General features: G+C 67.4%; 20 protein-coding genes. 6 read left to right on the top strand and 14 right to left on the bottom strand.

Annotated elements, in window-relative coordinates; translation table 11 throughout:
• Positions 1-6 precede the first annotated feature (6 nt).
• Positions 7-1,674: a molybdopterin-dependent oxidoreductase gene (locus tag ABFP37_RS01610; RefSeq protein ID WP_347032528.1), complete on the bottom strand. Its 1,668-nt coding sequence runs from the start codon at positions 1,672-1,674 to the stop codon at positions 7-9.
• A gap of 102 nt (positions 1,675-1,776) precedes the next feature.
• Between ABFP37_RS01610 and moaA the strand changes: the two genes are divergently transcribed.
• The 3 genes from moaA (at position 1,777) to ABFP37_RS01595 (ending at position 3,655) form a co-directional block, all read left to right on the top strand.
• A complete protein-coding gene (moaA, locus tag ABFP37_RS01605) occupies positions 1,777-2,910 on the top strand; it encodes a GTP 3',8-cyclase MoaA (RefSeq protein ID WP_347032527.1) in 1,134 nt (377 codons plus the stop codon).
• A 4-nt stretch (positions 2,911-2,914) separates the two neighbouring features.
• On the top strand, positions 2,915-3,181 hold the full coding sequence (locus tag ABFP37_RS01600; RefSeq protein ID WP_347032526.1) for a MoaD/ThiS family protein: 267 nt from the start codon (positions 2,915-2,917) through the stop codon (positions 3,179-3,181).
• Between the two features lie 192 nt (positions 3,182-3,373).
• Positions 3,374-3,655: a hypothetical protein gene (locus ABFP37_RS01595; RefSeq protein WP_078026429.1), complete on the top strand. Its 282-nt coding sequence runs from the start codon at positions 3,374-3,376 to the stop codon at positions 3,653-3,655.
• Between the two features lie 29 nt (positions 3,656-3,684).
• Here the strand turns inward: ABFP37_RS01595 and ABFP37_RS01590 are convergent, their stop codons facing one another.
• The 7 genes from ABFP37_RS01590 to ABFP37_RS01560 all read right to left on the bottom strand — a co-directional run bounded on the left by ABFP37_RS01590 (position 3,685) and on the right by ABFP37_RS01560 (position 11,873).
• On the bottom strand, positions 3,685-4,146 hold the full coding sequence (locus ABFP37_RS01590; RefSeq protein WP_078026428.1) for a DUF1579 family protein: 462 nt from the start codon (positions 4,144-4,146) through the stop codon (positions 3,685-3,687).
• 96 nt (positions 4,147-4,242) lie between these two features.
• Entirely contained in the window at positions 4,243-5,586 is a 1,344-nt protein-coding gene (locus tag ABFP37_RS01585) for a pitrilysin family protein (protein ID WP_347032525.1), read from the bottom strand.
• Positions 5,587-5,757: 171 nt separating this feature from the next.
• Positions 5,758-8,031, bottom strand: coding sequence for a polyribonucleotide nucleotidyltransferase (locus ABFP37_RS01580; RefSeq protein WP_347032524.1), 2,274 nt, complete (start codon positions 8,029-8,031; stop codon positions 5,758-5,760).
• Between the two features lie 238 nt (positions 8,032-8,269).
• Complete coding sequence (rpsO, locus tag ABFP37_RS01575; RefSeq protein WP_028271969.1) at positions 8,270-8,539, bottom strand: 30S ribosomal protein S15; 270 nt, start codon at positions 8,537-8,539, stop codon at positions 8,270-8,272.
• A gap of 186 nt (positions 8,540-8,725) precedes the next feature.
• On the bottom strand, positions 8,726-9,997 hold the full coding sequence (locus ABFP37_RS01570) for an aminotransferase class V-fold PLP-dependent enzyme (protein WP_078026425.1): 1,272 nt from the start codon (positions 9,995-9,997) through the stop codon (positions 8,726-8,728).
• Positions 9,994-10,842, bottom strand: a complete 849-nt coding sequence (gene kynA, locus ABFP37_RS01565) for a tryptophan 2,3-dioxygenase (RefSeq protein WP_347032523.1) — start codon at positions 10,840-10,842, stop codon at positions 9,994-9,996. The genes ABFP37_RS01570 and kynA overlap by 4 nt, the downstream gene beginning before the upstream one ends.
• Positions 10,843-10,889: 47 nt before the next feature.
• The gene (locus ABFP37_RS01560; protein WP_078026423.1) at positions 10,890-11,873 is read right to left on the bottom strand and encodes a bifunctional riboflavin kinase/FAD synthetase; all 984 of its coding nucleotides are present in this window, start codon (positions 11,871-11,873) and stop codon (positions 10,890-10,892) included.
• Between the two features lie 236 nt (positions 11,874-12,109).
• Here ABFP37_RS01560 and ABFP37_RS01555 point away from each other — a divergent pair, with 236 nt between their 5' ends.
• A complete protein-coding gene (locus tag ABFP37_RS01555) occupies positions 12,110-12,901 on the top strand; it encodes a DUF937 domain-containing protein (RefSeq protein ID WP_078026421.1) in 792 nt (263 codons plus the stop codon).
• On the opposite strand, the gene ABFP37_RS01550 is transcribed toward ABFP37_RS01555, so the two are convergent.
• Genes ABFP37_RS01550 through truB form a run of 3 tightly spaced genes read right to left on the bottom strand, consistent with a single transcriptional unit; the run spans position 12,902 to position 14,653 of the window.
• Positions 12,902-13,360, bottom strand: coding sequence for a hypothetical protein (locus ABFP37_RS01550; RefSeq protein WP_078026420.1), 459 nt, complete (start codon positions 13,358-13,360; stop codon positions 12,902-12,904).
• A 1-nt stretch (position 13,361) separates the two neighbouring features.
• On the bottom strand, positions 13,362-13,715 hold the full coding sequence (locus tag ABFP37_RS01545; RefSeq protein ID WP_347032522.1) for a hypothetical protein: 354 nt from the start codon (positions 13,713-13,715) through the stop codon (positions 13,362-13,364).
• Positions 13,716-13,717: 2 nt separating this feature from the next.
• Entirely contained in the window at positions 13,718-14,653 is a 936-nt protein-coding gene (gene truB / locus ABFP37_RS01540; RefSeq protein WP_144275794.1) for a tRNA pseudouridine(55) synthase TruB, read from the bottom strand.
• A 131-nt stretch (positions 14,654-14,784) separates the two neighbouring features.
• Here truB and ABFP37_RS01535 point away from each other — a divergent pair, with 131 nt between their 5' ends.
• On the top strand, positions 14,785-15,963 hold the full coding sequence (locus ABFP37_RS01535) for a pyridoxal phosphate-dependent aminotransferase (RefSeq protein WP_347032521.1): 1,179 nt from the start codon (positions 14,785-14,787) through the stop codon (positions 15,961-15,963).
• A gap of 1 nt (position 15,964) precedes the next feature.
• Here the strand turns inward: ABFP37_RS01535 and trxA are convergent, their stop codons facing one another.
• Positions 15,965-16,429 (bottom strand): thioredoxin, encoded by a 465-nt coding sequence (gene trxA, locus ABFP37_RS01530; protein WP_078026417.1) that lies wholly within the window; start codon positions 16,427-16,429, stop codon positions 15,965-15,967.
• Between the two features lie 13 nt (positions 16,430-16,442).
• A complete protein-coding gene (locus ABFP37_RS01525; protein WP_078026416.1) occupies positions 16,443-16,928 on the bottom strand; it encodes a nucleoside deaminase in 486 nt (161 codons plus the stop codon).
• Positions 16,929-17,101: 173 nt separating this feature from the next.
• On the opposite strand from ABFP37_RS01525, the gene ABFP37_RS01520 reads away from it, so the two are divergent.
• The gene (locus ABFP37_RS01520; RefSeq protein ID WP_347032520.1) at positions 17,102-18,244 is read left to right on the top strand and encodes a ScyD/ScyE family protein; all 1,143 of its coding nucleotides are present in this window, start codon (positions 17,102-17,104) and stop codon (positions 18,242-18,244) included.
• A 67-nt stretch (positions 18,245-18,311) separates the two neighbouring features.
• Here the strand turns inward: ABFP37_RS01520 and rbfA are convergent, their stop codons facing one another.
• Positions 18,312-18,821, bottom strand: coding sequence for a 30S ribosome-binding factor RbfA (rbfA, locus tag ABFP37_RS01515; RefSeq protein WP_078026415.1), 510 nt, complete (start codon positions 18,819-18,821; stop codon positions 18,312-18,314).
• Between the last annotated feature and the right edge of the window lie 65 nt (positions 18,822-18,886).

Here is an 18,886-nt window from a genome sequence, read left to right as displayed (position 1 = left end):
CGGCGGCTACGGGTTTACGTCAACTCTAATGGTGTGGAAGCCCGTGGCGCCGTCCGGAGCGACGGACCGGTGCTCCTCGGTCTGCGCGGCACCGTGAAGGTCGGTGGCGCGCACCTGGACCTCGTGCTGTCCCGGCTGCAGATCGACGCCGAGCTGCCACTGGTACCAGGTGTCCACAGAGATGCCGGGAGCAAGGTCGGCCTGCTGCCAGCTGCCCCGATCGACCCGCAGCTCCACCTTCCCGATTCCGGTGTGCTGCGCCCACGCCACGCCGCCGAACACCACGCGGCCCGGAGGCGCGGACCGGCCGTCACGGGGAACATCGATGCGCGAAGAGATCTTGATGGGTCCGCGCGCGGACCATCCGCGCGGTGTCCAGTAGGCGACGTCGTCGGCGAACGTGGTGACTTTGAGTTCCGTAAGCCATTTCGTGGCTGACACGTATCCGTAGAGGCCGGGGACGATCATGCGGACCGGAAACCCGTGTTCCAGCGGAAGCGGCTCGCCGTTCATGCCCACGGCGAGCAGCGCATCCCGGCCGTCCGTGAGGACCTCCAGCGGAGTGCCGGCGGTCCAGCCGTCCGTGCTCCTGGCGAGCACCATGTCCGCGCCCGGCTTCGGACCTGCCATCGCCAGCAGCTCGCGGACGGGCCAGCCAAGCCAGAGCGCATTGCCGATCAGGTCGCCACCCACCTCGTTGGACACGCAGGCGATGGTCACATGGCGCTCCCTCAGCGGTTTGGCCAGCAGCGCGTCGAAATCAAGTTCGATCTCACGGTCCACCAGGCCGGTGACCTTGAGCCTCCATTCGCGCGGATCGATGACCGGGACTGACAGCGCGGTGTCGATGCGGTAAAACTCGGGGTTCGGCGTCACGAGCGGTTGCATCCCGGCCAGGCCGATCTCGGCGCCGGGCGGAATCGCTGCCGCCGGCAGCAGCGGCTTGGGCAGCCGCAGTGCCCTGCGGAGCTCGCTGACGCCGGCGGCGCCTCCCCGCCAGGCGGTGGCAAGGGCCCCGCCGACGACGACGGCCGCCGCGGTGCCGCCCAGCAGCTGGAAGAAGCCGCGCCGCGCGGGCAGGCCCGCTGCCTCGCCTTGCCGGCCGGCGACGTGCCAGGCGGCCAGCCGTCCGATCAGGCTCCGGAGCACCAGCACGGCGATGCCGGCGGCAAGCACAGGAAGCACGACGGCGGTGACGGTCACCTGCGCGCGCGTCAGGACCGCCACCACGCCCACGATGCCGAAGGCGGCGAAAATCGCGGCGCCCGCGAAGCGCCGGCGCAGCTCAACCACGCCGGACACCGCCGCGAAGGCAGCGATCGCCAGCGCCATGCCTGCCAGCAGCGCCAGTTTGTCTGCGGTGCCGAAAAGCGAAACTGCCCAGTCCTTGACGCCCGGCGGGGCGGCGTCGATGACGGCACCGCCCAAAGCGGTCATGGTGGAGAGGGACGGGCTGACGAACCCGGCGATGAGTTCGCTGGCCACGAGTCCTGTGCCTGCCGCCACGACACCGGCGGCGGCAGCCCAGCGGCGCGGCACCCTCCGGCCCGCTCCGGACGCCGCCCCGGCGCCGGACGGTCCCGCAGGTAACGCGTTGGACGGTCCCGGCTTTGCTTCGGGGTGGACCTGGTGTCCGGCTGCCGCCCCGGGTCCGGCTGGCTGGGACTCGTTCACACTTCCAGCATAGGTTCGATGAAGTCCGTTCGCACTGCGCCGGAACGCAAAGCGCGAAGTCACAGCGTGAGCGATGGCCCCCGCGTGGCGTAGCCTGAATTCATGAGTGTTCAGCTTGGCATCCCGCAGCCCCGCGAAGGAGGCGTTCCGGTTTCCGGCGCGCAGCCCCTTCCCGCTGCCCGTCCGGCCGATGCTCCCGCCGGCCTTGCGGACCGCTACGGACGCCGGGCCACGGACATGAGGCTTTCCCTCACGGACAAGTGCAATCTGCGCTGCACCTACTGCATGCCGGCGGAGGGGCTCGAATGGCTGGCCAAGCAGGCCGTCATGTCCGCCGCGGAAATCGTCCGGATCGTGGGGATCGGCGTGGATCTGCTGGGCGTGCGCGAGCTTCGCCTCACCGGCGGGGAACCTCTGGTCAGGGCCGACCTCATCGACATCATCGCCGCCCTGCGGAAGGCCCACCCGGAGCTTCCGATCTCCATGACCACCAACGGTGTGGGGCTCGACAAGAAGGCCGCCGCACTCAAGGCTGCCGGGCTGACGCGCATCAACGTCTCCCTCGATTCCCTGCACGAGGAAACCTTTGCCGAGCTAACGCGGCGCCCCTTCCTGGACCGCGTCCTGGCGGGAGTCGACGCCGCCTGGGCCGCCGGCCTCGGCCCGGTCAAGATCAACGCGGTGCTGATGCGGGGCATCAATGACGCCGAGTCGCCGTCGCTGCTCGCCTGGGCGCTGGAACGCGGCTATGAACTCCGCTTCATCGAGCAGATGCCGCTCGACGCCGACCACGGCTGGACGCGCCGGAACATGATCACGGCGTCGGAAATCCGGGAGCTGCTTTCGGCCGAGTACGTCCTCAGCCCGGATCCGCGGGAACGCGACGGTGCGCCCGCCGAACGTTTTGAAGTACGACGCCGGGTGGCCGGTTCGGCCGAAGCCGCCGGCCCCGTGCTGGGAACCGTGGGCATCATCGCCTCGGTCACCGAACCGTTCTGTTCGGACTGCCGCCGGACGCGGATCACTGCAGAGGGCAAGATCATGAGCTGCCTCTTCTCCCGCGAGGAGTTTGACCTGCTCGGGTTGCTCCGGGAGGGCGCCAGCGACCGGCAGCTGGCCGGGCGCTGGCAGGACGCCATGTGGGTCAAGCCGAAAGCCCACGGGATGGACCACGTGGGTCTCGATGCGCCGGACTTCGTCCAGCCGGACCGCAGCATGAGCGCCATCGGAGGCTGAACAGTTGAACGTAAGGTACTTCGCTGCGGCGCGCGCCGCGGCAGGCGTCGACGAGGAACGCTTCGAGCTTCCTCCCGGCTCCACGGTGGAAGCGCTGCTGGCCGCAGTGCTCGGTGTCGAACGTCCCGTGCCGCCGGCCGGTACTCCCCCGCTGGACCGAATCCTGGCCCGGAGCAGTTTCCTGCTGAACGAGATCGCCGTGCGGGACCGGACGGTTGTGCTGTCCGACGACGACGTGATTGACGTCCTGCCGCCCTTCGCCGGCGGATAGTCTCCCGCAGCCTTCCCCCGCACCCCATCTCGGCACCCCATCGGCCCAACTAGGTCGCAGCTCGCGCCGTTCCCAGCGCCCAGAAGCGCGCCAGCTGCTACCCAGTTGCGTCAGTGCTATGTCGCCGCCGCACACCGGGATCTACCATGGCACTACCGCCCGACGGAGAGCGGTACGCCTAAGGAGACCGGAATGTTCACGCTGCAAATTGAGCACGCGATCAAAGACTTTGACATGTGGAGGGCCGCGTTTGACCGCGACCCGGTGGACCGTGCGGGCTCGGGAGTGATCACCCACCGCATCAGCCGCCCGGTGGACGATCCGCACTACGTGGTGGTGGAACTCGACTTTGAGAGCCAGGAACAGGCCGAGGGGCTGCTGGCCAAGCTGCAGGAGAACGTGTGGAACTCCCCCGACGTGGCGCCTGCCCTGTCCGGCTCCCCGAAAACCCGGGTCGTTGAGGTAGTGGGCTAGTCGCCCGGCTTGCAGGACCCCATAGCAGCTCAGGCGCGGTGGCAGATCGACGTCATGAACGGGCTGAAGTCCTGGGCGTCGCCCAGCCTAAGTTCCGCCGTGTGGGTCAGGACCCCCCGGTCAACCCGGAACGTGTGCCTGGCGGTTCCGCGGTCGCTGTGCCGCTCCACGGTCAGCGTGGAATCATGCCAGACACCGCGCGCCGGCGCCGCCGGCGGCCGTCCCATGCTGTCGACGTAATACCAGAGGGTTTCATCGTGGTCGGGGTCCACAGTGAAGACGCCGTGGCCCTCGAAGTGGCTGCCGTCGGCCTCGGTGTGCCGGTAGGTCTGGACCACGGCGAAGCCGCCCGCGGCCCGGGTGAACGTCACCTCTGCCGTGGCGGTCCGGGCGGGCCCCCAGTAGGAGGCGGCGAGCTCGGTGGTTCCCAGCCAGCGCCCGACGAAAATCTCGAGAGCCTCGTGTGCTGACCCCGGTTGCGGACGGTCCATTCTTCCTCCCGAGTGGCATTGGCTCCATCATGGTCCGGCCCGCGAGGCCTGTCCAGCGGCATGCCGCCGGGCGGCGCCGCCAGGGTCACCGATGCGTCAGAGGCCGAAGGTTTCGGTCTCCTCGAAGGGTCCGACCACCGTCACCGTGCGGGGCGCGGCCGCAAGTTCGCGGGCCAGTTCCTGGACCTGCCCTGCCGTCACGGCCTTGATGAGCCGGAGCGTTTCGTCGATGTCCTGATACTCGCCTGACACGAGCTCTGCACGTCCCAGGCGCGACATGCGCGAGCCGGTGTCTTCCAGCGCCAGCACGATGCCACCGCACAGCTGGCCCACCGCTTTGCGGAGTTCGCCGTCGGAAATGCCGCCGTCTGCGAGCTTGTCGAGTTCCGCGCCGAGGAGTTCCACCACCTGGCGGACCTTGGTGGGAGTGCAGCCGGCGTACATCCCGAAGTATCCGGCGTCGGCGTAGGAGGAGGCGAAGGAATAGGTGGAGTAAACCAGTCCGCGCTTCTCGCGGATCTCCTGGAACAGCCGGGAGGACATTCCGCCGCCCAGCACGGCGTTCAGTACGCTCATGACGTAGCGGCGCTCATCCGTGGCCACGATCGTGGGGCAGCCCATGATGATGTTGGCCTGCTCCACCGGGCGCTTGACCACGTGGAGGCCCGCCGTCCCGGTGATGTCCGCGCGTACCGTGGACCGGCGGTCAACCGGCGCCGCGCCGGGCTCAAGCGACCAGCCGGCTGTGTGGAGGGCGTCCACCACGAGGCGGCAGACGACGTCGTGCTCCAGGCCGCCGGCGGCGGTGATCACGAGTTCGTCGGGACGGTAGTAACGGCGGTAGTGGTCCCAGACTGAATCGCGGGCCACGGCCCGGATGGCGTCCGGCGTGCCGCCGATGGGCCGGCCCAGCGGGTGGGTTCCGAGCACCGCGGCCACGAAGTGCTCGTGGGCAACATCGGTGGGGTCATCGCTGTCCATGGCGATTTCCTCCAGGATGACGTCCCGTTCCTGCTCCATCTCCGCGGGGTCCAGCACGGCCCCGGTGATCATGTCCGCGATGACATCAATGGCCATGGGCAGGTCGGTGTCCAGGACGCGGGCGAAGTAGCAGGTGCTCTCCTTGGCCGTGGCCGCATTCGATTCGCCGCCGACCTCGTCGAAGGCCGACGCGATTTCGAGTGCGGTGCGCCGTTTGGTGCCCTTGAACAGCAGGTGCTCCAGGAAGTGCGTGGAGCCGTGCTGGCCCGGGGCTTCATCGCGGGAGCCCACGCCGACCCAGAAACCGATGGTCGCGGACCGCTGGCCCGGCATCGCCTCCGTCAGCACCCGCACGCCGCCGGGGAGGACGGAACGGCGCACTTCGGAGCCTCCGTCGGCTCCGTGGATCAGGGTCTCGCCGGGGTGGTTCTGCGCCAGGGGCAGGGGTACGACAGTCATCAAGGCCTTTCAGGAAGCGGAGCCAAATCTGCCTGCAATCGTACCAGCGGGCCCCGCAGTCGGCGTCTCCCCGGGAGCCCGGGTTAACGGCGGCGGGGCCGGTGGATTAACCCACCGGCCCCGCCGTCTTCGGTTCAGCAATGACTGTGTGCCAGTGCCGGAACCCTGGAACTACTCGGCGGAGTCAGAGCCCTCGGCGGGCGTCGAGGCGTGAACGCGCTCGCCTTCGCCGGCGCCTTCTTCGTCAGCCACCACGGGAGACAGGGACAGCTTTCCGCGGTCGTCGATCTTGGTGATCTCGACCTGGATCTTCTGGCCCACGGAGACCACGTCATCGACGTTGTCCACGCGCTTGCCGCTGGCGAGCTTGCGCAGCTCGGAGATGTGCAGCAGGCCGTCCTTGCCCGGGGTCAGGGAAATGAAAGCACCGAACGTGGTGGTCTTAACGACCGTGCCCAAGTAGCGCTCGCCGATTTCCGGAACCTGCGGGTTGGCAATGGCGTTGATCGCGGACCGTGCAGCGTCAGCAGACGGACCGTTCGTGGCGCCGATGTAGACGGTGCCGTCGTCCTCGATGGAGATGTCAGCGCCGGTGTCTTCCTGGATCTGGTTGATCATCTTGCCCTTGGGGCCAATGACCTCGCCGATCTTGTCCACGGGGATCTTGACGGCGATGACGCGCGGTGCGAACTCGGAGAGCTCGTCCGGGGTGTCGATCGCGGCGTTGATGACCTCGAGGATGTGCAGGCGTGCTTCGCGGGCCTGCTTCAGCGCTGCTGCCAGCACGGAGGCGGGGATGCCGTCGAGCTTGGTGTCCAGCTGGATGGCCGTGACGAACTCGGACGTACCGGCGACCTTGAAGTCCATGTCGCCGAAAGCGTCTTCGGCGCCAAGGATGTCGGTCAGGGCCGCGTAGCGGGTCTGGCCGTCAACCTGGTCGGAGACCAGGCCCATGGCGATGCCGGCAACGGCGGCCTTCAGCGGCACACCGGCGTTGAGCATGGACAGCGTGGAGGCGCAGACCGAGCCCATCGACGTCGAACCGTTGGAGCTGAGGGCCTCAGACACCTGGCGGATGGCGTACGGGAACTCCTCGCGGGACGGCAGCACCGGCACGAGCGCGCGCTCGGCCAGGGCACCGTGGCCGATTTCGCGGCGCTTGGGCGAGCCCACGCGGCCGGTCTCACCGGTGGAGTACGGCGGGAAGTTGTAGTTGTGCATGTAGCGCTTGCGCGTTACCGGCGACAGCGAATCGATCTGCTGTTCCATCTTCAGCATGTTCAGCGTGGTGACACCCATGATCTGGGTCTCGCCGCGTTCGAAGATAGCCGAACCGTGGACGCGGGGCAGAACCTCGACCTCGGCGGTGAGCTGGCGGATGTCCGTCAGGCCGCGGCCGTCGATGCGGACCTGGTCCTTGAGGATGCGCTGGCGCACCACGTGCTTGGTGACGGAGCGGAAGGCTGCGGACAGCTCCTTCTCGCGGCCTTCGAACTGGCCGGACAGGGAAGCAGCAACTTCGTCCTTCAGTTCGTCCGCGGCGTTGTCGCGTTCCTGCTTGTCAGCGATCTGGAACACGGCGGTCAGCTTCTCGGCTGCAGCTGCCTCAACGGCGGCGTACACGTCGTCCTGGTAGTCCAGGAAGACCGGGAACTCAACGGTGGGCTTGGCGGCGCGGGCTGCCAGGTCCTGCTGGGCTTCACAGAGGGCCTTGATGAACGGCTTGGCGGCCTCGAGGCCTTCCGAAACAACCTCTTCGGTGGGGGCAGTGGCGCCCTGTTCCTTGATGAGGTTCCAGGAGTTGTCCGTGGCTTCTGCCTCGACCATCATGATCGCGACGTCGTCACCGGCAACGCGGCCGGCAACCACCATGTTGAACACGGAGTTCTCCAGCTGGGAGTGCTTCGGGAAGGCAACCCACTGCGAACCCTGCTCGTCCGCCACAAGGGCAACGCGGACGCCGCCGATCGGGCCGGAGAACGGAAGTCCGGACAGCTGGGTGGACATCGAGGAGGCGTTGATGGCCACGACGTCATAGAGCTCATCCGGGTTGATGGCCAGGACAGTGACCACGATCTGGACCTCGTTGCGCAGGCCCTTCACAAAGGCCGGACGCAGCGGGCGGTCCATCAGGCGGCAAGCCAGGATGGCCTCGGTGGACGGGCGGCCTTCACGGCGGAAGAACGAGCCCGGGATGCGGCCCGCGGCGTACATGCGCTCTTCGACGTCGACCGTCAGCGGGAAGAAGTCGAAGCCTTCGCGGGGGTGCTTGCCGGCCGTGGTGGCGGACAGAAGCGCGGTGTCTTCGTCGATGTACACCATGGCTGCGCCGGCTGCCTGCTTGGCAAGACGGCCGGTTTCGAAGCGGATTACACGCTTGCCAAAGCGGCCATTGTCAATGACTGCTTCTGAGAACTGGATTTCGGGACCCTCCAAGAGAGTCACCTCCGTTTCTTGTTTAACGGAAGTCCAGCCGCATCAACCCAGCCCAGCATCTGTCTACTGGCCTGCACTGCACCCGGTCATCGATCGAGACCCACGGGCCGGGCTTCAGTCAACGAAGCTTCCCGGGGATCACTACCGAGGACCGCGAATGCGTGATGCGGTTGATCCTCCTGTTTAATTTTTCTACTGAAGAAGGCGGCCCGTTCCATCAGAGGAAAGGGCCGCCCCCTGGTTCAGACTAGCGGCGCAGGCCGAGGCGCTCGATGAGCGCACGGTAGCGGGCGATGTCCGTGTTCTTGAGGTAGGTGAGCATGCGCTTGCGACGACCGACCATGGCCAGCAGACCGCGCTGGGTGTGGAAGTCGTGCTTGTGCTCCTTCATGTGCTCAGTGAGATCCTTGATCCGCTGAGTCAGGACCGCAACCTGGACCTCCGGCGAACCGGTGTCGCCCTCGGACGTTGCGAAATCCTTGATGATGGACTGCTTTACAGCGGCGTCAAGTGCCACAATAACTCCTAGAGATGTGCCGTGAGGCCCGAGTCAGTACTTCACTGCCGGGTGTGCCGGGCGGATCGTCCCCTCAAAGAGGGAGTCCCGCACAAGGCAAGAACCAGCCACCACGGACTGCAGCCGGATCCACCGCTTAGTTTACCGGCCTTGTTGCAATCTTGTCGAAACGCGGCAGGAAGCCCGTCAGCCCGCCGGAAGCAGCGCGCGGATGGCGTCCATGCCCCGGTGCACCTCGGCAAAGCCCGTGCTCAGCGGGGAGAGGCCGATGCGGATGCCCTGCGGTGCGCGGAAATCCGGGATGACGTCCTTCTCCCACAGCTTCGCCGTCACCTCGCGGAAGGCCGGGTGGTCGATGGTGATGTGGCTGCCGCGCAGTTCCGGATCCCGGGGCGTTGCAAGCTTCACGCCGGCCGGTGCGAGCCACGCGTCGTGCAGTTCCAGCGCATACGCGGTGAGCCGGCGCGATTTCTCCCGGATGGCGGGCATGCCGGCTTCCTCGATCAGGTCCAGCGTGCCCCGCATCGCGATCATTCCGAAGATGGCGGGGGTGCCGCTGAGGAAGCCGCGGATTCCCGGAGCCGCCTCGTAGCCGGGCCCCATTTCGAAAGCGTCCTTCCGGCCCATCCATCCCCAGATGGGCTGCGACAGCCCGGCAAGGTGCCGGGCGTTGACGTAGGCGAAGGCCGGCGAGCCGGGGCCGCCGTTCAGGTACTTGTAGGTGCAGCCGGCGGCAAAATCGACGCCGCAGGCGTCCAGTTCCAGCTCCACTGACCCGGCGGAATGGCACAGGTCCCACACCATCAGCCCGCCGGCGTCGTGCACGGCCGCCGTGATTCCGGGCAGATCGGCCAGGAACCCGGAGCGGTACGCCACATGGCTGAGAAGCACGACGGCGGTGGCCCGCCCTACGGCCTCCCTCACCTGGTCAAGGGTCACCCCGGAGGCGGGGTCGGCGTCGATCCAGCGCAGGGTCAGCCCTTCCTCCCGCGCGATGCCCTCGACCAAGTAGCGGTCGGTGGGGAAATTGTCCGTGTCCAGGACGATTTCTGTCCGTGCGCGGTCCTTCACGGCAGCCAGGGCCGCGCGGATCAGCTTGTACAGGACCACGGTGGTGGAATCGGCGACGATGGCCTGGCCCGGGGCGGCACCGAGGACCGCACGGCCCAGCTGGTCGCCGATGGCCTGGGGCAAATCCAGCCATTCTTCGTCCCAGCCGCGGATCAGGCGGCCGCCCCAGCCCTCATGGATGAACGTGCTGATGTCGCCGGGCGTGCGCTTGAGCGGCCGGCCCAGGGAGTTGCCGTCCAGGTAGGACAGGTCGGTTTCCGTGCCGATGAAGTGGCCGCGGTAGGCGGCCAGCGGGTCGGCGGCGTCGAGCTCGACGGCGCGCTGCCGGAGGGCGTCCGTGGCGTGAGCCGCCTGCGGGTCAGCCGCTTGCGGGTTCAGGGCGCTCACCGGCCGATCTCCGTCCGGACGGCGAACAGCTCCGGGAAGAAGGTGAGTTCGAGGGCCTTCTGCAGGAAGGCCGCACCGCTGGAACCGCCGGTCCCCGCCTTCATGCCGATGGTCCGCTGCACGGTGCGCAGGTGCCGGAACCGCCAGAGCTGGAAGTTGTCCTCCAGGTCCACGAGTTCCTCGCAGGCCTCATAGGCGCCCCAGTTGGCGGAGGCGTTTTCATAGATGTACTTGAACAGCGGCACCAGCTCGGGCGCGAACTCGTGAGCCCTGGTCACATCCCGGTTGAGCACGGAATCGGGAACGTCGAAGCCCTGCCGCTTCAGGTACGCCAGGAATTCGTCATAGATGCTCGGAGCCTCGAGGACTTCCTGCAGCAGGGCATGCGCCTCCGGATCGGATTCGAACACGGGCAGCATCTTCCTGTTCTTGTTGCCCAGCACGAATTCCACGGCCCGGTACTGGCTGGACTGGAAGCCCGAGGAGTTGCCCAGGAAACCGCGGAATTCCGAGTACTCCGTGGGCGTCAGCGTGGCGAGCACCGACCACTGCTCCGTCAGGGTCTTCTGGATGTGCTTGACCCGCGCGATGCCTTTGAGCGCTGTGCCGAGGTCGTCGGCCCGCAGCCGTTCCGCGGCGCTCCGCAGTTCATGGAGCACGAGCTTGAGCCACAGTTCGGTGGTCTGGTGCTGGATGATGAACAGCAGTTCGTCATGATGTTCCGGCTCGCTGACCGGCTGCTGGGCGCTGAGCAGCGTGGGCAGCTGCAGATAGGACGCGTAGCTCATCCGCGAACTGAAGTCGCGGACGATCCCCTTGTCCAGTTTTCTGGTGTTCTTCTCCACGCTCACAGCGTTGCCTTCCTTGCCAAGAACTGTGTGGGGCTGACGGTTCAGCGCTTGAGGAGGATGCCGTGCGTCTGCACCACATCCTCGCGCATCTGCTCCACGAGGGCTTCAGGCCCACGGTATGCCACCATGCCGCGGAGCCTGGCAACAAATTCCACCACTACTGTCTGGCCGTACAGATTGAACTCGTCCACGGTCTCTTCCGGGCGGTCGATGACATGGGCTTCCACCTGGCGGCTGACGCCGTCGAACGTCGGATTTGATCCAACGGAGATGGCGGCTGGCCACCGCGTGCCGTCCTGGTCCACCAGCCAGCCCGCATAGATGCCGTCGGCGGGGATGAGGCCGCTCGCTTCATGGGCGAGGTTGGCAGTGGGGAATCCCAGGGCACGGCCCCGTGCTGCCCCGTGCACCACTTCCCCCCGCATCCGGTGCGGTCGGCCCAGGACGGCCGCTGCGGTGGCGACGTCGCCGTCGTTCAGCGCCTCGCGCACCCAGGTGGACGAACAGCGGCGGTCCGTCCCGCCGTCGTCGTGCAGCGGGAAACCTTCGGAACCGAATTCGCTGATGACCAGCACCTCGAAGCCGAACTTCTCGCCCAGCTGCTTCATGGTGTTCAGGTCACCGGAGTTGCCCCGGCCAAAGCGGGCGTCGTGGCCGATGACCACGTGGCTGGCGTGAAGGCTGTCCACCAGGACCGAAGCCACGAACTCCTCGGCGGTGAGGCTCGCAAGCTCGAGCGAGTACTTCATGACCAGCACGGCATCCAGGCCAAGCTCGCCGAGGGCCTGGAGCTTGTCCTCCAGCCCCATGATCAGCTCGGGCGCACTCTCGGGCCGGTGAACCTGCGCCGGGTGCGGATCGAAAGTCACGGCGACCGATTTGGCGCGGTTCATCCGTGCGGTCCGGATCAGCTGGGACAGCACCTGCTGGTGGCCGCGATGGACGCCGTCGAAATTGCCGATAGTGACAACGGAAGGACCAAAGTCGCCGGGGACCTCGGTCGGATCGTTCCAGATGTGGACCATCAACCTCGCCTTTTACTGCCTGACAGGAAACACGTCCGGGTGCCCATCCAGGCTCCGGAACTCTCTAAGATTACCCGCATTCGTCCGGCGCCACGGACCGCGGCGGAGCCCGGCGACGCGGTGATCTAGCGCCTGCGGGAGTCCCGGACTACGATGCAGGGGCAGCTGTCCGGCGACGCGAACCTGCGCCGCTCCCCCGAGAATCCGCGCTGCCTGCGGACCAAAAGGAGTACGCCTTGACCGACCTCCATGACCTCCTGCACCAGATCCCGGTTGACCAGATCGCAAGCCTGCTCGGCACCGACACGGCGTCCGCGCGGGCCGCCGTGGAAGCTGCGGTGCCCACGCTCCTTGCCGGGCTGCAGAACAACGCCCAGGCCCCGGACGGCGCGGCGTCCCTCGAATCCGCGCTGGCCCAGCACCAGGACGGCCTGGCCGACGGCGGCGTGGACCCCGCGCAGGTGGACACCGCCGACGGCGAGAAGATCGTCGGCCACGCGTTCGGCGGGCAGCAGGACCAGGTGGCGAACCAGTTGGCGGGAACGGCCAATCTGGGCGGCGCCGGCGGGGACCTGGTCCGCAGGCTCCTTCCGATTCTCGCCCCCATCATCATGTCCTACCTGGCCAAGAAGATCCTCGGCGGACAGCAGGGTGGCGGGCAGGCTTCGCCGCTGCCCGGCGGAGCGGGCAACGGCGGAACCGGCGACGGCGGAGCGGGCGGCATCGATCTCGGCAGCATCCTGGGCGGCATCCTCGGCGGCGCGGCCGGCGCAGGCGGGCAGGGGCAGGGTGGCCTGGGTGACATCCTCGGCGGCATCCTGGGCGGCGGCCAGCCGCAGCAGCCACAGCCGGCTCCGGAGCCTGCAGAGGGGAGCCCCTCCGACCCGGCCCCGGAGGCAGCGGCGCAGGAGTCACAGCCCGCGCAGGGGCTGCCGACGCAGCGGTCAGTGACGCCCGGCGAGCTTATCGACGTGGACCTGCCGGGCGAGGAAAATCCGGGCGGACAGGAGCCCGGCCCGCGGCAGTGACTACGCGGACCGCGGGGCCGGCCGCCGGCGGTAGAGCCAGATCAGGCCGAGCACGGGCAGGATGAGCGGGATGAAAGCGTAGCCGCGGCCGAACAATGACCACACGGTTTCGTGCGGGAACTGGACGGAGTCGAACACGCTGAGCGCGCCCACCACGAGCACGCCGATCAGTTCCACCAGCACGGCGATGACGGACACCTTGAACCAGGTCCGTCCGGCTTTCGCCAGCGACACCGTGGCCACGAGATACACGAGGGCGGCGACAGCCGACAGAAGGTACGCCAGCGGGGCCTCGGAGAACTTGGTGAGAATCTGGTAGCCGGCACGGGCCGTGGCAGAAATGGCGAAGACGGCGTAGACGGCGATGAGGAGGCGGCCCGGTCCCGTGTTCCGGGTGTCGGCCGGCTTCTTGGCCGCATGTTCGGAGGACGTAGCTGTCACGTTGTCTGCTTCTTCCACTTCAGTACCAGATCTGATTCATTCGGGCGGCCATCACCAGGGCGGTCACTCCCACGGCGGCCAGGACAAAGTTGCTCCAGCGGGTCCGTTCCAGGATGGACCAGTACACGGCGGCGACGGGCAGCATGAGGGCGGTGACGATGTAGCCCCAGAATTCCCAGGCCTCCCCCGCGATGCGTTCCCCGGCGATCACGCGGACGATCGACCCCACGAGGTAGACCAGCAAGGCCAGTTCGACGGCGGCCACCGACAGGATGGTGACATCGTTGGGGGCCTTCTTCAGGATGCCGGCCACCGCGCAGATGACGGTGGACAGGAGGCCGATGGCCAGGATGATGTAGAAATACGCGTCCAAGGCTATCCGGCCTGCCCGCCGCTGTCCTGTCCGCCGGTTCCCGGCGCGAACACGAGCACGGGCTTCGCGAAACTGCCGGTGTCCGCCAGCAGCGCCACGAGTGAACCGTCGGGCGCAAACGCCGCCGCCGGACGCTCCGCTGTGGCGGCGTCAGCCGAGCCTGCCGGGGCGCCGGCGGCGATCCGGCGACCGAAGGAGATCTCGGTGGTTTCTTCGGCGCTGAGCTCACGGTTGGGCATGAGGGCACGGGCGGCCTGGGACATTTCCAGGACCTCCAGCTCTTCGGCGAGCTGTTCGAGCGTCCGGGCCTGCTCCAGCGAGTACGGCCCCACATGGGTCCGGCGCAGCGCCGTCAGGTGCCCGCCGACACCCAGGGAATCGCCCAGGTCGCGGGCCAGCGCACGGATGTAGGTGCCGGAGGAGCACTCCACCGTGACATCCACGTCCACCACCTCCCCGCCCTGTTCCCGCTTGATTCCGTGGACTTCGAAGCGGTGGATGGTCACGGGCCTGGCCGCGAGCTTGACGTCCTCGCCGGAACGGACGCGGGCATAGGCACGTTCGCCGTTGACTTTAATGGCGCTGACGCTGCTGGGCACCTGCTGGATCTCGCCCGTCAGGGCGGCTACCCCGGTGCGGACGGCGTCGTCGGTCACGTCCGCGGCGCTGGCGCTGCTGACGATGTCTCCCTCGGCGTCGTCCGTAACGGTGGACTCACCCAGCCGGATGGTCGCCGTGTAGGTCTTGGAGGTGCCGACAATGTAGGTGAGCAGCCGTGTGGCCTTGTTGATTCCGACGACGAGCACGCCGGTTGCCATGGGATCCAGCGTCCCGGCATGGCCCACTTTCCGGGTACCGGCGATCCGCCGCATCCGGCCAACCACATCGTGGCTGGTCCATCCCTGCGGCTTGTCCACTATTACCAGTCCAGAAAGCACGCCTCCCAGTATATCGGGGCCAGCCGGGCGCCCGGTGCCGCGTCCTCCAGCCGCCGCCTCGCCGAGGCCGCATGGTTCGCGCGGGCGGATGACACGGCCGGTCCCGGAGGGGCGGGGCTAGGATGGCAGTCATGCCCGAGCTTGCAGCGCACGTCCGCGAAGTCCCCGTCAACCAGATCCGCGAGATCACCGAGGCGGCCTGGCGCACGCCGGGCGCTGTGGTGCTGAGCATCGGGGAACCGGGCTTTCCCCTCCCCCGGCACGTCCTGGAGGCGGGCATGGCCTGCCTGGACCGCGACGAGACGAACTACACACCGAACGCCGGGATCCCCGCGCTGAGGGAAGCCTTCGCGGCCAGGTTCCGTGAGCAGTCCGGCGCGGACATAGGGGCCGACCGCGTGTACGTGGTTGACGGAGCCCAGCAGGGCCTGCACTTTGCCATGAGCCTGCTGCTCGCCCCGGGTGACGAGATCCTGATCCCCAATCCCGGCTATCCCACCTTCGCCATGACCAGCCGGCTGCTTCACGCCGTGCCGGTGGGCTATCCGCTGTATCCCGCGCACGACTTCCAGCCCCGGATCGAGGACATCGAAGCACTCATCACGGAGCGGACCAGGGTCCTCATGCTCAATTCGCCGTCGAACCCGCTGGGCGCCGTGCTGGGCGAGGACCTGACCCGCCGGCTCGTGGAACTGGCCCGGCGCCACGACCTCTGGATCATTTCCGACGAATGCTACGAGGCCTTCACGTACGACGTCCCGCATGTGAGCCCTGCCCGCTTCGACAGCGCCGTTCCCGGCGAAGCGAGGGTGTTCACGTCGCTGACGCTGTCCAAGACCTACGGGCTGACCGGGCTCCGGATCGGCGCCCTGGTCTGCCCGCCCGGCCTCGAGCAGCGGATGAACAATGTGATGGAGGCGATCATCTCCTGCGTGGCTTCACCCTCCCAGTACGCGGCGCTCGCGGCCCTGACCGGCCCGCAGGATTACGTGGCGCACGCCCGTTCGCACTACCGCGCCAACCGTGACGCGGCGTCATCCGTCCTGGCGGCCAAGGGCATCCCGTTCCTGAGCGCGCAGGGCGCGTTCTATCTGTGGGCCGACGTCTCGCATGTCAGCGGCGGTGATGTCCGGGCCTGGGTTCGCCAGTTCCTCGCCGAGTCCGGCGTTTCGTTCGCCCCCGGCACCGCCTTCGGGTCCATTGGCGAGGGCTGGATCCGCATAGCCTTATGCGCGGACAGGGCGGAACTGGTGGAGGGCTTGGGCCGGCTCCCCCGCGGCGGCGTGGGTGCCGTCTCCAAGCCGGCGTAGCTCAGCCTCTGATGTCGGCGAGTGCCTGCTCGAGCCAGGAGCGAAGCGCGGGAGCGGGTGCCGCTCCGGTTTGCCGGGCCACCACCTTGCCTCCGCTGATGACCATAAGCGTGGGAATCGACTGCACGGCGAAACGCCGTGATAGTTCCGGGGCTCGGTCCACGTCGACTTTGACAAGCTTGATCTCTCCTGCTCTTTCCTGTGCGAGCTTGTCGAGCACCGGGCTGACCATCCGGCAGGGGCCGCACCAAGCGGCCCAAAAATCGATCAGAGCGGGTACGGCTGACTGTTCCGCGATCGTTGCGAAGTCAGAATCACCTGCCGCCACGATCCAGGGGAGGTCCTTGCGGCAGCGTCCGCAGCGAGGGTGGCCGGTCGCCGCATCGGGAACCCGGTTTGTCGTTCCGCAGCTTGGACAACTAAGCAGCTGTGAGGCCACCTCTCCGCCTTTCTCTTCAATTGACATGCTGAGGGTCCGATCAGTAATCGGTGCGTTCCGCGTTGCCGCGCCAGGCCCGGAAGGGGGCGTCCGACGTCGGAACCGGAGTGTGGCTGACCGGAAGCAGTTCCGGCCGGGTGCCGCCGAAGTATTCGTAGAACACGGCGTCGTCGAATCCCGCCGCTGCAGCGCCGTGCCGGTCCGCCGCGTAGTAGACGCGGTCGATACGGGCCCAGAGCGCCGCCGCCAGGCAGAGCGGGCAGGGTTCGCAGCTGGTGTAGAGGACCGCGCCGCCCAGATCGAAATTGCCTGATTCCGCGGCCGCAGTCCGGATGGCCACCACCTCAGCGTGGGCGGTGGGATCGTTGTCCCGGGTGACCCGGTTGACGCCTTCGTGGATGGTGCCGTCGGCGGTGACAACGAGGGCACCGAAGGGCCCGCCGCCGGCGGCCACATTCCGTTCCGCCAAGGCCACAGCCTGATTCAGGTACTCCACGACATCTGCAGCTGAAGGTTGGGCAAGCATGATCTGATCATAGCCAGCACGCGCCCGTCCGGGCCCCTACACGTTCGGTAATGCGGAGCCCATCGACAGCCGGGACCCGCGGGATTAAAATGCGCGCGTTGGGGGCACCCCGCATTTCGCGCCAAACAACGGTCTCAATGCTCTGGATGAACACCATTGACATTGGAGACACCATGAAAAATCGACGTTCATTTGTGGCGGCCGTCGCCGCTTCCTCGCTTCTTGTGTCCTTTGCTCCGGCCAGCCACGCCGCCGGTGATCCGAACGGCGTGCAACCGACCGGCGTTACCGCGTCGCCCGCGGCAGCAACCGTGCTCGCGAAAGGCCTGCTGACTCCGCTCCACCTCAGCGACGGACCGGACGGATCTGTTCTGGTGAGCGAAGAATTCGCCGGCAGGCTCACGCAGCTCGCCCGCGCCGGTGCGAAGTCCGTCGTTTACGAGAACCCAGCCTGGGACGTTGCCGGCACGGACCGCCGGGGCGGGACGGTCTATCTGGCGGAGAGCCAAGGGGCGGGGCCGATGGATCCGAGAGCCCTGGCCGGGCATATCCGCAGCATTGATTCCGACGGCAAGCAGCGCACTTTCGGGGATCTTGCCGCCCTCGAGACCAAGGAAAATGCCGACGGCGGTTCAAGCTACGGATTCCGCGATCTTCCCGCCGCCTGCGCGGCCCAGCTACCCCCGGACGTTGAAGCCTCGTACAAGGGCCAGATCGATTCGCATCCGTATGGCATCGATGTCGACGGCGGCACCATCTACGTGGCCGATGCCGGAGCCAACAGCATCGTTTCCGTGGAGGTGGAGACCGGCGAGGCCCAGACCGTGGCGGTGCTGCCGTCCCGGCCGCACCGTTTCACGGCCGCAGAGGCGACTGCGCTGAAGCTCCCCGGCTGCATTGCGGGCCACACATATGAATTCGAGCCTGTGCCCACCGACGTCAAACGGGGTCCGGATGGCTGGCTGTATGTGACAGTGCTCCCGGGCGGACCGGAAGATCCGGCCCTGGGCGCCCGCGGTGCGGTGTACAAGGTCGATCCGGACAACGGCCGGGTGAAGCTGTTTGCCGACGACGTGATGTCCCCCACCGGGCTGGACATGGACGATGACGGCAACGTCTACGTTGCCTCACTCTTCGGCGAGGGCGTGCTCAGGCTTGCTGCCCGCTCGGGCGAGCAGAGCGTGGCCCTCCCTGGCGCACTGACGGCGGACGTGGACGTCAGGGGCGAAACCCTCTACGCCACGGTCAACGCACTGCCGGACTCGAACAAGGCTCCCGACGGGCACGTTGTGACGGCGCCCCTGGAGGACCAATAGAAAATGGTGCGGCCGGCTCCCGTGGATCCGGCCGCACCATTAGGGGAACGCAATTCCGAGGCGAACGTTACTTGTTCCGGTCCTCGTCGATGGCGCCGTCGGCGCTGAGGTCGATGTCCTCTTCGTCGAAATCGTCTTCGTCGATTTCCACGTCCTCGGGAATGTCGCTCTTGTACGGGTCGGCGTCGCCGGCGTGCTTGGCGTTCTCGGCCAGGGCCGCAACCTCGGCGTCGCGCTTCTTCGCCGCACGGAGCAGTTCCTCCAGGTTGGAGGCGTTCACGGGGATCTGGTCCGCCACGAACTCCAGCGTGGGAGTCAGGCGGACAGTGATGTTCCGGCCCACCTCCTGCCGCAGCACACCCTTGGCCTTCTCCAGGCCCTTGGCGGCATCGGCCTGCACGGCCTGGTCGCCGAACACGGTGTAGTAGATCGTGGCGTGCTGCAGGTCATTGGTCACGCGGGCGTCGGTGACAGTGATGCCCTCAAGCCGCGGATCCTTGACCTTCCGGCCCAGGGCCTCTGCAACAACAACCTTAATCCGCTGCGCCAACTTGGCAGCGCGTGCCGGATCAGCCATTTCCACTCCTAAATATTTGGATGCACGACGGCGCGTTAGCGGCTTTCGTACACACGTTGGGATTT

Source organism: Burkholderia sp. RS01 (genome assembly GCF_039748055.1).
GTDB lineage: Bacteria > Actinomycetota > Actinomycetes > Actinomycetales > Micrococcaceae > Arthrobacter.
Note: the sequence above shows the minus strand (reverse complement) of the source record. Positions and strands in the feature narration are given on the sequence as shown.